This is a genomic window from Marinicella marina, from assembly GCF_030065545.1.
GTDB lineage: Bacteria > Pseudomonadota > Gammaproteobacteria > Xanthomonadales > Marinicellaceae > Marinicella > Marinicella marina.
On the sequence record NZ_JASJNC010000008.1, the window covers coordinates 191,476 to 208,790 of the forward strand.

3 protein-coding genes and 1 rRNA gene are annotated in these 17,315 nt (G+C 43.7%); all 4 read right to left on the reverse strand.

The window, feature by feature from the left end; all coding sequences use genetic code 11:
* Positions 1–2: 2 nt before the first annotated feature.
* Positions 3–1,811, reverse strand: a complete 1,809-nt coding sequence (locus QNI24_RS13390) for a hypothetical protein (RefSeq protein WP_267176541.1) — start codon at positions 1,809–1,811, stop codon at positions 3–5.
* On the reverse strand, positions 1,808–2,815 hold the full coding sequence (locus tag QNI24_RS13395; RefSeq protein ID WP_267176540.1) for a peptidylprolyl isomerase: 1,008 nt from the start codon (positions 2,813–2,815) through the stop codon (positions 1,808–1,810). Before QNI24_RS13395 ends, QNI24_RS13390 begins: the two co-directional genes overlap by 4 nt.
* The gene (locus tag QNI24_RS13400) at positions 2,812–16,380 is read right to left on the reverse strand and encodes a beta-propeller fold lactonase family protein (protein ID WP_267176539.1); all 13,569 of its coding nucleotides are present in this window, start codon (positions 16,378–16,380) and stop codon (positions 2,812–2,814) included. The genes QNI24_RS13395 and QNI24_RS13400 overlap by 4 nt, the downstream gene beginning before the upstream one ends.
* 853 nt (positions 16,381–17,233) lie before the next feature.
* A 5S ribosomal RNA gene (gene rrf / locus QNI24_RS15490) occupies positions 17,234–17,315 on the reverse strand; the annotation flags it as partial.

Below are 17,315 nucleotides of genomic sequence, written 5' to 3' on the forward strand. Positions count from 1 at the left end.
CTTTATTGATTCAAGACAGCTGTTGCTGCTACACGTTGAAGTCTGAACTCACCTTCGATGAAAATGGTGTTTTTATGCAAACCTGAAATAGATTCTCGAAACACCCCTCCCATTTGTTGACTGCCCCAACTGGGCGGATCTTGGATTTCTGGATACCTTGGGTTGTTTGGGCTGAATTGAAACTGCATTTCACGCGTTACCTGAAAAGCTTCTTGCTTGAAATTCAAAAACTGCGCATCCAAATTATCATGGTCAGGGTGGTATTTGTGATAGAAGGGGTTGGTTGGTAAATCTGAATCTACCAACAAACTGGCAGTCAGTGAACTCGCAACAGAGAACTCTCCGGCCATTTCTAATTCATCACCCAGAAAATCATAACCAATGGTACTGTATCGAAGACCCGCCAACTGACCATTCCTTACAGAAATACCAGCATAATTAGGTATCAAGGAATCATCTGTAATGAGGACATAATTACCTGGTACATCAACCTCTAAAAATTCCGGATTGGTGGCACTGGGTGTATAAGTGCCTTCTTGCCACATTTGTACCACATTTTTCAGTAACCTGGCCGTGCCTGTTGCATCAACATGAATCAGAACCCTGAAAGCAAATGGCTTACCTACAGGTGTAGGCTCAACTCCGTTTCTTTGTGCCTCACTGACCCCCAAAACCTGAACTGTACCAGCCCACAATCCTGCCTCAGGCATGGGAACTTCTGTGATGCCCCTTTTCAACATGTTTCTGGTGGGAAGTGCCAACGGTTGTATGGTATTAGCCCCAGCGTGCAATAAATACCGGACTCCTTGTTCATTACTGATACTGAAAATTTGCTCCATACGCTCCTCAGTGAAGCTGGTTCTATCAACTGCAAATTTAATGATTTGATCCTCACCCGGCGCTAATTCTAGAATTCTCGAAGCGGGTAGCACTGGCCACGCTTCTTCACCAGTTTCTGTATCAACATTAAGAAACTTCATGGGCATACTGACACCACCAACTCGGTCAATGCGAATAAAGTTAGTTACATCACTGGAATTACTGATCATAAAATCCAATTCTGTAAACATGGTTCTGTACTCTAAGCTTTCACCTTGTTGTAATTTGATATTAATTAAACCCGTATAACTTGAATTACCTTCTGTGTAAATCCAATAAGCTTCTCCAGATTTTATGGTCTCAGTCAATGGGTTACTTACTTGCTCCCAAGCACCTGCCTCAGTTAAACGATAAATGGGTTGACCCTGATGAGCTTGTGACAAAGAAAAATAATCCGCAAAACTGGGTGATTGTGATGAATCTACTGGAAGGCCAGTTAAGGTAAATCCGTTGGGTCGCCATCTGATGCCTTTAAAGACAGGTTTACCGGAAATACTGATATTCCGGTTGGTGTTATCATCCAGATAAACTAAATAAGCAGTATTGGCAGTGATTGTGTATAAATTTGTCAGAAAAGCTTCAGGCCTTGGTTCTGGAAAATAACCAAACCAACCGTCGACTGACAACAGACCTTCCGCAGGGTCTTGAATAAAGTCACCACCCAGTTTATCAGGAATCCAACGCCAGACACTTTTAATTGGTATGCCAGAAAAGATGTCTTCAATGCGGTTTTGATTCGGCTCAAGTTCCACATAGATGGCATTCCAACCAGGTTTCAATTCAAAACTTTGTTGCATGTTGGCAACAGCACCGTTGGCTACAGTTGAAAATGACAGCACAAAGGCCACCACTAAAACCAGTTTTGTTAATAAGTTCATATCGACATCTGAATGACAGTTTTTTTCAAATTTTGTAGGGTGTATTGTTTTCATTGGGCGCCTCCCACCGATGGCATTGCTGGTGGTGTGTTGGATTTATTTTTTGAAGGTTCAGATATAGCTGAAAGTTCAGCCAGCATTTTTTGATTGATTTCAACCTCAGCATCTTCAGCTAAAGCGGCCAAAAAATCTGCTCTTACTTGCGTTCTTTTGGCTTGTAATAATTGGTTTTTAATGCCTTTTTTGACTTGTTCGAAGGCTTTTTCTTTGACATTTTCAGCTGCCACCAACCTGACCAAGTAGTGACCGTCATCAGTGGTAATGATTTCTGAGGTGTCTCCTGGCTTCTCTAGCTCAAATAACTTATCTATGATAGCTTGGTTCCATTTGTATTTTCGCGAAGGATGTTGGATGAACCAACCAATCACACCGCCTTGGTACATAGATGCTCGGTCATCTGAATAGATTTTTGCCAGCTCGCCAAAATGAGCCGTGGATAAATCCATTTCATTCACAGCTTGTTGAGCCTTTTCAATCCTTGCTAACTTTTCTTTCCTGGCCTCTTCATCGTCGTCAGCATTAAGTTCAGCCACAATAATAGCACCTCGCCTGCGTGCTGGCTTGTTGTAACTCATTTGGTTTTGTTCAAAGTACCTCTCCGCCTCAGAGTCTCCTACCTTGACTTGTTCAAGTTTTTTATTCAAATGTTCTGTGGTGTATTTATCAATCACGGCTTTCTTAAATAAATGGGCAACAGCAGGATCATCACCGATACCTAAGCTCATAGCCTCTTGATATACAATCTCTTGTCTGATCAGAAAGTCCAACAGTGCTTGTTTCTGTTCAGAGGTCTGAAATTGACCCGGCTTCAAACCACCTCTGAGTTTCATTTGTTCAATGAACCATTCTTTGGCCAAGCCTTTGCCGTTTACTTTTGCTATGATTTCACTGTTGAGGCTGACTTTTTCTGTGGTTTGATGGTTGGCTATAAACCAACCAACAAAACCGGCCAATACAAGGCTGGAAATTAACGCCAAAGGTTTAACAACGTTTTTCATGGCGCACCTCCGTCAAAACCGTCTTTAAAGATAAAGAACACCACTGGCGTAGACAAAGTGCTGGTATTATTCATTAAATTATAATCAGTCTCATTTACCAATACAGCCTCTACAGTATTATTGATTTCCGACACGCCCGATAACTCATCCAATGTTGGATCAACGGTTGCTGTCAAAGTCAACATCACACGGCCACCTGACGGCAAGTCTGCGCCGCCTGTGAGGTTGTTGGTATCAATATTAAGACAAGATGCACCATCAAATGCTTCACACTGCCAATTGGTATCAATCAGTCCAACAGGAAGCTGTTCATCAATGGTTACCTCCCCTGCATCAATCGAGCCAATATTTTCTAATATTATTTGGTAAGTCACTGCCCCACCTGGCTCAAACACCTCACTGTCACTGCTTTGAGCAACACGTACATCAATACCTGTAATCAGATTTGTTTCAGTGGTATCACTGTTGTTGTTCAAATCTGGATCAAATGTGTTTAAAGAGGCAACCACTGAGTTAGTGAATAGTCCAATCTGGCTGGGGTTGAGCCTGTAATCAAAGAAGAAAACACGGGTCTGCCCAACTGCCATTTGACCAACAGTACAATCAACACCTGCTGCGTCCACCGAACAAATATTTGGTGCATCAATGGTACCGTTTAACAATGGTGGCAAATCAAACACCACATTGTTCGCAACTGAAGGTCCTGAATTGCTGATTTCAACCACATAAGTCAGGTCTATTGGGCCAGCAGGATCATAAGGATCTATTGACTCTGACAAAGCAACACCAATATTGGCTTCTTGCGTTATGCCATCACTGTCTGTGGCTATGTTATTCATCATATCAGGATCAGTCACAGGCGCAACAGGATCAATCATGGCCTCGTTTACCACTTGACCAGTTGCATCTGCTGAGAGGTTGGCATTGACCTGATAAGTCAGTTCTGAGCCTGCAGCAATGTAAGCTGTATCATTGATATCACCTTGACCTGTCGGCATACAGCTTGAACCTGAGCCAGCAACACATTGCCAGCTGACTTGTTGTAATTCAGTTGGCATCATATCAACCACCACTGCAGGGGCATCACTCGGTCCAGCATTGGTAAATACTATTTGATAACTGATCATTTCACCCGCAACCACCGATGTCGAATTGTTGGTTTTGGTTACACTCAGGTCAGCCACTTGAGTCACTTCAGTCTCAACCAAGTCACTGTTATTACTTAAATCAGTATCGGTATTAAAACCCTGTTCAAAAACTACGGTATCAACCTGGTTGGTTAACAAACCGTTGAATGCAGGATCAACTTGTGCAGTTATGGTGAAACGAATTTCACCATCAATGGTGACATTGACGGATTCATCGATGCTGCCTGTACCATTGCTATTTTCACAAACCGAGCGACCTGTGGCTTCACAGGTCCAAGTGGCATTGAATAACTCTGTTGCCAATGTGTCGGTGACATTAACGCCCAATGCATCACTTGGGCCAGTATTGGTCAAAGTGATTTCATAGGTAATCGGCTCTCCTGCCACACTTTGTTCTGGGCCTGTTTTGGTTACAGCCACTTCAGTTTCAACAATGATTTCGGTGTCATTGTCTACAGCCGTATTATTGGCTAAATCATTATCAGCATCACCGGAATTAATTAAAACATTAGCGACATTAGATATGGTGCCACGAGCCGACGGATGAACCAGTCCTGAAACCTGCATTTGAGCGGATGAACCAGGGGCCATGTGCAACGGAATAAATGGCGTATCAGTTATTTCGCTGTCGGCTTGACAATCAGCATCTGCTGTGATCCTCATGGCAAGCAAAGCGTTTTGTTGATTCAATACCACATAAATATTGGTACCATCTGTCGTCATTGCCACTGGTTGAGCAACAACTTGTGATTCAGATAGGTTTACATTGAATTCATCAATCAAACTCAAATCACCATTATCAGTTTCTCGGTCATAAATACTGATGAAATCATTGGCAGCATCAGTAATTAATAATCGCCCACCATCAGGTGTAATAGTTACATCGCTGGGTGCTTGCATTGAACCCACACCCATGTCACCGTTTGTATATTGTGACAAGTACTGAAGATCACCATCTACTGAGTCACGCCTGAAACGCAATAAGGAACTGGTTTCTGTTGATAACACGTAAATGAAATCACCGTTGTTGGTCATTACCAATTTTTGGACACCTGAAATCACAGGGACAGCTACTTGACCATGAACCTCACCACCCCTGATGACCCTCTCGAATGTCAGCACTTGGGTATCTGAACTTCTGGAAAATACAGCCACTGATTCTGAAAAATCGGCGGCTGAATACAAGTATTGACCATCTGGTGAAATAGTTAAGTCAGTGACTTCTATAATCACATTGCTCTCAGGTACGATGGTTCCGAAGCCGTCTTTTACGCGCTCTACAAAACTTAAAGCACCCGTTGCTGCGTCTCTGGCAAAGACCGTGATGGCATCAGAATCAAAAGCTGCCACATAGACACCTGTACCATCAGGAGCAACAACCACGCTAACAGGTTTGAGCATACCGACTATACCCGCTGTTCCAGAGGTCAAGGTACTGACATAATCAACAACACCCGTGGTGGCATTCCTGCTTAGAATAATCAATTGATTGTTGCTGGGATTAGCCAAGTATATATTCTGGCCTTCAGCATCCATGGTTGCCGCAGTGGCTCCAAGTAAACCTGAAACTTCACCACCGGCCAACTCATCGCCTTCACTGATCGTCTGAACGCCAGTCAAAATACCGGAGGTGTCTTTTAAGAACACCGTCAAGGTACCTTGAGATGAAAGCACGTAAACAAATTGACCGTCTGGACTTTCAAAAACATCATCACCCGCAGCCAAACCATTTGAACCGTCATCCTCATAAGTACCATTCACTTGCAATGTTCTGCCAGTGGAACAAGACCATTCATTGGTGCCTGACTCAAATCCAGCCGTAATATCTGGAAAAATAGGTAAAACATCTTCAATGACCACGTTGATGGCACTTGGGCCAGCACTGAACACGGACAAATCATATAGCAGTTCAGTTCCCGCTACCACTTGAACCAGCGCATCGTCTTTAGTCAAACTTAAATCTGAAGTCGGCACCATGATATCCACATCTGTATCGGTATTATCAAATGGACTTGATTCAACCGAGTCGCCAGTCATCAAAGCTGTTGCGGTGTTGATCAACTCACCTGTTGCTGTTGGCAACAGGGTTCCTGTCAACGTGTACTCGACATACCCCATCGAAACGATGTCTGCTGTATCATTGAGTGAACCCTGACCTGAATCGGTACAAGCCGAGCCACTTTGCACTGCGGTTAACACCAGTTCGTCACTCAAGGCATACAAGTTGGTTCCAGATTGATTCAACACCACTTGGTTAACACCGTCCAAATCAGTGATTAAATTTGAATCGTAAATTGAATCACTGGGTTCCAGTACATTGTCTTTCAAAGTAAACAACATCACAGCCTCACTGACAGATGAGGCAACATAAATTTGATTTCCAGATGCACTTTTTATAATACTTTCAGGTCCGTCTAGGCCATTAACGCCTGTATCGCCTTGTCGTATGATGCTTTCGAAACTCAGCATGCCATCTGTTGGGTTGATTGAGAATGATGACACCGCATCACTTTCATAACTGGCCACCAACACCAAATCGTTAACCACCACTAAATCACGTGGTTGCTCTAACACCGAACCCTGAAGCTCGAAATCTTGTATCACATCTGCACTGCTTAAGAGTCCATTTTGAATGGTTCTTGTAAAGGTGGCAATGGATTGGTTGGCATCAGCAACCACCACCAAATAATCACCTGAAAGTGCCATTGATTGAACACCAACCAGTCCCTCTACCCCAGTCAGGAATGAGTTAAAGGACAACGCCCCTGACCCAATGTTACGATCAAAGATAGCTATGGCATTGTCAGATTTACCTGCCACATAAACATGTAATCCATCTGGCGATACCAGTACGTCATTGGCCCCGCCTAAACCATTAACTCCGGCCAGACCATCAGTCAGTTTACCGGCATAACTTAAAGTGCCCGTGACAGCATCTATCGTCCATGTGGTGATTGAGTCATCAATATTTGAGACTACATAGATTTCATTGTTACTGGGTGATATAGCCAGTGCTTTGGCACCAGCCAAACCACCCACGCTGACAGTGGATGCAGCTATTGTTTGAATTGGCACTAAATCTCCTGAACGGCTATTTCTTTGATAAACCAATAAATTAGACTCATTGGCTAGCTCACCAATGGCGTAGGCCAACTCTTCATTCGGATGAAATACCACATCCTGATGTTGATCCAAGTCAGTAAAACTCAAATAATTATCAACTCCTGGATCACCATCACCATCATCCAACAGTCCAGGCAGTGGAAATGCTTCACAGGTCCATACCACTTCACTGATTGACTCAGGAACCACATCAGTCACCGCTACACCTTTGACATCAGCAGGTACGTCATTACCCGCTAATGCAGCATCGTTGCTGACTGTGATTGTATAACTCACTTGAGCGCCAGGTACAGATTCATCGCTGTTGTTGGTTTTTATGACAGTTAAATCAGTACTGACAAAAAGTACAGTGTCGTCATCGGTGGCTGAGTTATTGGCTAAGTTTGGATCACTGATTGACAGTGCAGGATCGGTAGAAGATGCGATTGTAGCAGTATTGCTGATGGTTCCTTGGGCATCAGTACGCACCACCCCAGTGGCTCTAATTTCAACTGAAGCACCTTGTGGTAAATCGACCAATTCATCTACATTTCCTGACTGAATACTGGTGTTACAACCAGCACCATTGATGGGGAAACATTGATAAGAAATTTGTTCAAATTGTGGTGGAAAAATATCAACCACCCTGACTTTTTCAGCATCACTGGGTCCCGCATTACTCGCCACAATCACATAAGTGAGTTCCGAACCTGGGGCCACACCACCACTGCCATTTATCAGCACCTCGTTAAAAGTAATGGCTCCTAGATTAGGCAATGTACCCATTGATTCCCGGTTGAATACGGCCACCGAATTATCTTGATTTGCAGCAACATATGCATTTTGTCCATCTGCTGTTAAATGCAAACCTGAGGCACCGGTTAAACCATTAACAAAAGTGCCGGGTTGCGATAACACATCACCATCATTGATGACTTCAGCAAAACTCAATCGACCGTCACTGATATCGCGATTGAATCTCACCAATGCATGCTCACCTTGGCCAGCCACATATAAATTCAGCTGGTCATGACTCAGTGCCATTTCAGCAGCTAAGTTCAATCCCTCTACACCGCTGGTGCCATTTTGCTTAAACTCAACAAAGTTCAACTCACCGGTCATTGCATCACGGTTAAACAAGGCCAAAGATTGGCCCACACCAGAGAGGACATATACATGTTCACCGTTGTCATCAAGGATGACTTTATTGGCTCCAAGTAAACCGCCGACGCCATTGCTGCCATCAGAGTAAGTGGTTAAATAACTCAATTCCCCGTAAGATAAACTGGCGTCGTTGGGATTTCTTAAGAATACGCTCACAGCATTACCCGATGGTGATGTGACATAAGCATGCATGTTGTCAGCAGAAATGACCACCGAACTGGCGTTTGCCAAACCGGACACACCGTCTACTGAATCCTGCAATTTCTGGATGAAGGTTAACTTTCCATCATCTATACCACCAGATTGATCAACGGCAAACACAGCCAATGAGTTAGTCAAAGGCCCGGTAGCATACAAGTGATCACCATCTGCAGACAAGGTCAATGCAGATACGCCCTCAATACCACTCACTCCAAACACACCACTGGTTTGTTTTTCAACAAACGTCAATTGGCCGTTATTGGACTTATCAAAGACCACAACCGAATTATCACCACTGCCTGCCACATAAATGGTTTCACCATCTTCGCTCATAATGATATCAGACGCATTCAACAGACCAGAAACGCCATTTGCGCCATTCTGTAAACTACCGATAAAGGTCAAAGCACCAAAACCACCATCACCCAGATTACCTGCTCTTTTGAATATACTCACCGCATTATCTTGCGCGGCAGCTACATACAAAAACTGTGAATCTCCAGTTACTTGCGAGGCACCAGTCAAGGCATCATAAATGGAGACACCGTCAGTTTTAGTGATCATTAAATCCGCTGTTGGATCCAGTACATCTGTATCAGATGCTGTGTTATTAGCAGCATTTGGGTCTGAGCCCGCACAATTTTCAATAGGTGCAGTAAATGGTATTTCGCAACTGAGGACAGTGGCCTCGTTGACTAATGTGCCAGAGGCATTGGGCGCAACTGTGGCATTGACCTTGATAATCAACTCACCATTCACCGCTAAATCCACAGGAATACCCAAATCAAAGCCACCCTCATCAACCACCATATCGCCGATACCAGAGGATGGACAGAATGAATCTGCCGACCGCTGCAAGACAGCAATACCGTTGTCTTGGCTGCCTGCAACGAAAACATACTTGCCCATTTCGTCAACAGCCAAATCAATGGCGCCATTCAGGCCATCAACACTGGCAACCAAATCACTGATTAAACCACCATAAACCAACGCACCGGTTTCGTTATTTCTCGAAAACCAAACCACAGCATCAGATTGTTCTGAACTGACATAGACATGTCTGCCCAGGTCTGAAACTACGACACTTGATGGCATCAACAAACCACCAATACCGCCTTCACCCTGTGTAAGAGTTTGTACACTTGTTAATGAGCCATATTCTGTGGCTGTCGGAATCACCTCAGTTTCACGAACAAAAACCTGTATTTGGTTTGAGCCAGCGTTGGTCACATAAACATGTTGATCATCGGGAGAGATGGTTATATCACTGATGGCATCAAATGCCACCCCAGGCAAATCAACCGCCTCAACAAAAGTCAAATCACCACTGACCAAATCACGCTTGTATACACCCAACTCATTGTCATTGAATCCGCTGGTATAAGCTGAGTAGCCGTCTGTTGATACGGCCATTGAGTTAATGCCATTCAGGCCTTGTGATGCTCCAGTAACAACATTTGAGTAAGTCAGCACACCATCAGCTACATCGCGATTGAAGATGACCACTGCATCGTCATTGGCACCAGTTACATAGAGGTGATTTGCACTTTCAGATAAGGTCAATGAAACGGCTTGATTAAGACCCACCCCCCCTGGTGGGTTATTGAAAGTCCCTGCTGACTGAATCGTTAGTCCATTTGAATCTGATGCTTTGAATGCGACCACTGCGTCATCCACCTGACTGGCCACATAGATGTCATTGTCAACCACCAGAACGTCTCTGGCGCCACGTAAACTGAAACCTGAATCAGCAGTAATGAGGGGTGTGACTTGAGTCAGCGAACCTGTCATCTCGTCAAAGGCAAAAATCAACAGACCATTATCGGTGACGCTGGTAGCAAGTACATGTGGTCCTAACCCCGCCAAATCAGGCGAGTAAGCCACAGATGAAACACCTGCTAAACCGTCAACGCCATTGACACCATCAATCACTGAATCAACATAGGACAACGCACCTGATCCCAAGGCCTCACAGGTCCAGTTAATCGAATCAGGCTCAAAATCACTGCCCAAAATATCCCTAACCATGACCCGCTCATCATCACCACTGTTGGCATCACTGGGGCCAGCATTACTGACGCGAATGGTATATTCAACCGGTTCTCCAGCAATTGAAGATAACCTGTCATTGGTTTTAGTGATGGATAAATCTGTAACCGGTACGAGGGTTGTGGTGTCTTGATCACAATTATCATCGGCATACGTGCTTGGCGCAGCACAATTATCTAATGGTGAGTCAATTGTGAAATTTTCTGGCTTGATGATTCTGGCTTCAGTCACCAAAGTATCGGTGGCATTGGACCTGATCTTGGCACTGACCGAGTAAGTCAGTGTACCGTTGCTGCCAATGTCTACAACGTCTGATATGTTGCCACTGCCTTGGGCACTACATGAAGAACCTTCTCCCAAAACAAAAGCACTCAGTGCGTTGTCTCCAAACCCAACTGCATAGACATTTTTCGAATCTCGACTGACCGCTAAATCATACAGCTGATTCAGTCCATCAACACCGTCAACATCATCAATTTGAACCTCAACCACTGACAGCAAACCAAAACTGGCGCTATTGGGGTTGGTGTCTCTGTCTAACACCGATACAGCGGCATCAAATTCAGCACCGACATAGACTTTTTCGCCATTGGGGCTGACAACAACTGCCCTGAGACCTTGCAAACGATCAAAACCATTGACATCATCAACATAGGAGTTGTTGATTGAAAGTTGGCCAAAACCACTTTGAGCGGTGCTGTTGTTGCGGTTCAATACTGTTAATCGGCTGTCATTGGCAGATACGACATAAACGTGTTCGCCATCAGGTGATGCTGCCAAATCCATCGGTTGATCACCCACGCCAGGTAAACTCTGTTGAAAGGTTATGCTGCCATCTGACAGCGACCGCTTGAATACCACCACACTGTCATCGATGCCACTGGCAACGATAACGTGCTCTGAATCAGCAGTCAACGCCAGTGCTCTGGCACCACCTAACCCACTGACACCTATGTCTCCATTGGCAATACTACTGACCAATGTCAATTCACCTGAGCCACTGATGCTGTAATGCGCGATTGAAGCTTCAAACTGACCTACCACATATAAGTTTTGTGAGTTTTCATCAACCAAAATATCAGACACACCCAATAAGCCTGCTCTTTGACCGGCCGTATGTGCGTAACTGGTAACAAAACTGAGTGTACCGTCTGCTTGTCTACTGAAAACAGCCAAGGTACTCTCGTCACGGCTGCCTGCATACAAAAAGCTGCCATTAGGGGAAATAGCCAATGAATTGACATCAGCTATACCAGTAATACCGCCTGTGCCCTCTGTGTAGCTGTCAATGAATAATAAATGCTCGCCTCTGGTAGCAGCTGTTGAACCCTTGGTTTTATCTCGAGTGAATGCGGCAATGGCATCACCACCAATGGCTGCTGCATATACATTTTGGCCATCACGGCTGACCACAACAGCACCAGCACCTAATAAGCCATCAACGGTCCCAGCCACATCTGCTGTGTCGTTCACTTGATCTATTTCGGTCTCAACATATGAAAATGTAGGATCGGGTTGGCGACGATCAAAAGTCAACAGTGTTTTGCCGTCGGTTGCTGTGGCCAAAACTTGTTTGCCATCCGCGGTAATCACCACATCACTGAGCCCTTCCATGCCGCCCAAAATTATTTTTTGATCTTTGCTTAACAAGCCTTGGCTGTTTCTACTTAAAACATACAAACTACCATCACTTGGATCAGAACTGTTGGGGTTACTGATAAACAAATGCTCACCATCTGCGCTGATTGCTAACTTCCTCAATCCCACCAGTGTCTCAGTGGTAGCTACGGTACCCGTTGAATTAAAGCCCAATAACGTGTCATCATAACTGGTGTTATAAGTGATTTGGCCCGAAGTAATGTTGCGATCAATGACCACTATGCTATCTGTTCCAGTAGCAGCCAAATATATGCTCCTGTCATCTGCACTGATTACTACGTCGCTGACCGCATCAATAGCCACTTCATTAACACTGTTCAAGAGTGTCAAGTCGCCATACTCTGGCACTGCATCATCAATGTTTCTGTCATAGGCGTCAAGCTGATCACCAGATTCATCAACCACATACAAATTACTGCCATCACTGCTGACAACCAAATGTCCAGCAACAGCAGTGACAAACTTATCATCGAAAGTCAACAAACCGGTTCCGGGGTCACGATCATATCTGTTGATTTCACCATCACCAGTCACATACAAATGGTCTTGGTCAGGCGACAATAGGATATCCACCACATTGACTGGCATTTCATCAACCACAGCACCTTTGAAAGTCAATTTTCCAAAGTCCGGTGACAAGCGGTTGGTGTCTCTGTTAAATATCGATATTGCAGCTGTAGCATCATCAGGTTCTGATGACATGGCATATAAATAAGCACCATCTGAGCTCATCTGGAATTCATTGATTGAAGCAATCCCATCGATGCCAGCAGTACCCTGCTCAACAAATTCAACAAAAGTTATTTGGCCAAAATCGGCACCTTGTATGGTATTACGCTCAAACACATAAATCCGACCATTGAAAGGCGTGGTTCCATCAATATCTGGTGAAGCGATATAGATGTGACTGCCATCTGGACTGAGCAGCATGTCTGTGCCAGCTATGGTTTGATCTGATGACTGGAAAAAAGTTAAATCCCCTGGTATTGGTGAAACGGCACTACAGGTCCATTCAACATCAGTTAATTGCGGAGGAAAAATATTCTCCACTGTGGCGCCAAAAACATTATCTGGGCCTTCATTCAATACCCGAATGGTGTAGTTGGTATTCAGTCCTGGCGTAGCAAATTGTAAAGCGTCATCATTATCAATTCTTAATCGGGTGGTACCAGAAAGTGCATACTCTGCCACTGCTGAATTGTTGATTGTGACAGGGTCAAAGCCACTTGCAGTTACTGATGCAACATTAATCACTGCCCCTTGTTCGAAAGCCATGGTACTGACACTGAGTGCAAATGTGGCTGATGAGCCCACGGCCAAATCAACTGTGGTATCAATATTTTGACCATTCACAGTTGCCGTTTCTTCACAAGTACCGGTACTGCCTACTTCGATGTCACATCGCCAAGATGCTGAGCTTAGGTCTAATTTGATTGGGTCCAATATATCCTCAACACGGACATCATCAGCAAAAGAAGGGCCGTTGTTAGTTACTGTTACCAAATAACTCAAATCAGTCACGCCATCAGTGTCTGGATTTGATTCAGCTGATTGCAGAATTTTAGTTACTGCCACATCTGATTCCGCTCCAAGCACTGTGTCATCATCTACAGCCGTGTTATTCAGTTCGTCGGTCTCATCAATGCCTGTTGGCAGAGTAGCTGTTGCCGTATTGAACAAAGTGCCACTGGCTTGGTTGCTGATGGTACCTGTAACCGTGTAAAGCACTTCAGTTTGACCACCTAAATCAATGGTAGTTTGCAGTGTATTTTGACCCAAACCTAGGCTGCCACTGGTGGGGTTTTCTGGACCACAAAAGGTACTTTGAGAAATACAGCAAGCGTTGCTGTCAAGGGTTTCACAAGTCCATGAGATGCTGCCATCCTCTAAACCCGCAGTCGCAGCAGGGTAAACCGGTAAAATATCTTCAAATGTGATGCCTTCGGCATCAGTAAAACCATCATTTCTAACCACTATTTCATAAGTGATTTCAGTACCCGGAGAGGCTGATGTTAGGTTATCTGTCTTGGTTACAAGCAAATCTGTACCCACTTCAATTTCATTGGAAACAAATGAAGACAGTGGGTTTTGAGAGCCAATATTGGTGGTGTTGGTTGTGGTGAGTTGTGCCTCTGCGGTGTTACAAATTTCTCTGCTAGGCAACGTTGCACCATCGCAATTATTGCCATTACCGAAATCATCCAAACCTGATTCATCAGTGACACGTGCATGAACCCTCACTTCAGAGGAGCTGCCAGCTGACAAATGAATGGGAACACTGACCGTACCACCAAAATCTGATGGAATATCTGCAAACCCGGGACAGTTATCCTGACTTATATTTGAGCCAGGTACACCTAAATCACTGGGACAGTATTTCCAACAAGGTGATCCAATGTTGTTACACTCTGTTGGGTGCTCTCTTAATGTTTCATCCAGAACGTCAGAAAGTATCAATAAGTTCTCGGCCGGTGTTGCGCCATCCTCAGGAGCACCTAAATCACTGGGGCCAGCATTGGTGATGGTGATGGTGTAGGTAAAAGGCTCATCTGGTACAAAACTGCCATCCTTACTTTCTTTAAGCAGACTGATATTAACTTGCCGATCTAAAGCATCGTCGTTGTCAGTACCAGTTACCGATGAGTCACCATTGACTCCTGCGGGCAAATTTGCGGTGATTTGGTAAACCAATGGGTTGGTTATTGCGCTGGATAAATAATTAACATCAATGATGAACACAGCAGCGTCATCAGCCGCCAAATCAACAGACGTGTCAACAGGTAAAGTTACCGGGCCATTATCATCACAACTGCTGTTATTATCAGTTACCGAACATACCCATGATATGTCTGATATTTCTGATAAATCACTGTCAACCACAGTCACTCCTGTTACATCAGAAGGTCCAGTATTGGTGATTGTAGCAGTAAAAGTACCACCCAATCCCGGTACATATGTCAAATCCCCATCGTCTAAAGTGACGGTTAAATTTGATTCAAGTAATCGAGTCAAATCTTTATCGTCACTGTCAGATGAACTCCCATGGCTCGCTGGGTTAGTGGCTGTGACAGCATAATTCAATGGATCGGCGGTTGCTGCTGAATCGTATTCAACTGAAATGATATAAGTTGCCGTTCCATTGTCCAGCAGATTAGCTGTGGTATTCAAACTACCAGAACCTGAAGAACAGCTACTACCTGATGAGGCTGTACATGTCCAAGAAATTGATTCAAACTCACCAATGGTGTTAGCGGAAATGGTGTTATCAACCACATTTACGCCCGACACATCTGAAGGGCCATTGTTGGTTACAACAACTTGATAGTTTTCTGTTGCGCCTGGGGTATATGTACCTGCAGGTGTGGTCAACGCCACATCCAAATTAGATACTGGATTGATGGTGTTGCTATCAGCATTGTTACTTACTGAACCATCTGGATCAGTCGCTTGACTATCGGTAACCGTGGCAGAAACCGCATAAGTTAAAGGAGAGGTTGTAGCACTTGAGCTGTAATTGCCAGTGACTACTATGGTAGCTTGTTCATCATCAGCCAAGTCAACCGACAAAGCAACATTAGTGCCACCGCTGGCGGCAGAACAAGAACTGTTGGTATCTGCCGTACAATCCCAGCTTGTGATGTTCAAACCAGCTGGTGGTGTGCCATCTGCAATCGTTACATTATCTGCATCACTTGGTCCGACGTTTGAAACAACAATGGTATATGAAGCATTGGTGCCAGGTGTGTAAGTGGATGTTGGCACTGTATCTGCCACAGCTATACTGATGTCTGTAACTGAAACTCGCGTGACATCAACATCATCAGTGTCATTGCTGGAAGTACTGTCGTTGTTGTTATTGCCGTTGCCCAACTCACCTGAGTCAGTGATATCTACTTCAAAATTTAAATCACTAAAAATATCCGATGCGTAAGTAATGCTGGTAATTGTGATGGTGGCATCATTGCCATCACCACTTAAATTTACCACAGCAGAAAATGAGTTGCTGTTATTAACGACTGCACCAGATGAAGCACAACTTGATGCACCAGATGCAGAACAAGTCCAAGTGAATGACTCTATCGCACCACTACTGCCAGTGAAGGAGGAAGTGACTTCAATTAACGACACATCTCCCGAGCCATTGGCTTTTGAAACAGTTATTTCATAAGGTGAGGTCTGAGTAATCCCGGGAGTAAATTCGATTGGAGCATTATCAATATTAACACCTAGGTTTATTGCCATAGATGCTTGACTGAAAAACACTAAAATAAAAAACAAACCACGAGATTTAACAACTGAACTGAACATATTCACAATCTGATAACGCCTAATCAATGACCACACCCATAATGGAAGTGTCGTATGTTTTTAATTTAGGGAATAGACAGAATCAAGCAATTGTATCTATGTATGGGTTTATTATTTGCCGATTTAAATAGTCCGACCATTAATAAAAAATTGCTATCAGCCAAAAGTTGTTGATATTTTTTGTAATTTAATGGGATTATTTACACCCAGAAAAACAAGCTATAATTTTCTAATTAAACAGTTGTTGTTATTTAATAATGTGCTCTATTTATTTCCCCTCTTAATTAACATCTTATCTGATGAAACAATTTTTAACAATATATTTATATGTTCAAATTCATGTCAAAATCAAATGCACACATAGAGGCAATAAATTAATATCAATTAAGTGTTTTGTAAGTACACATAAATTAACGTTTTATTTTTATTATATTTTTTATTCATGCCTATGTAGAAACGCTATTAATTAGTTCATTCCCACCAAACGAAAAGTTGCTATGCGTCATGGCGACTTTTCAAAGCAAATAACCCCATTCGAATAACGTAATTTCAGCATGATTGAAAGCACTATCTGCCGTACTTGCTCTCTATATTTTGTACCGAACAAGAATAAATGAAACCAGATGGCCACAATTGAACTACAGTATTGGGTTTTATCAAGTGAAAACCAGCTACAACAGCTCGAGCCTGAAGCCAAATTGAATGAGCCAATATAATTTCATTGGGAATCACAAATTTCAAGCAAAAAAAAGCCCCAACTTATGTTGAGGCTTTTCTACTTGTAAGATTCTGGCGATGTCCTACTCTCACATGGGAACTCCCACACTACCATCGGCGATGCTACATTTCACTGCTGAGTTCGAGATGGG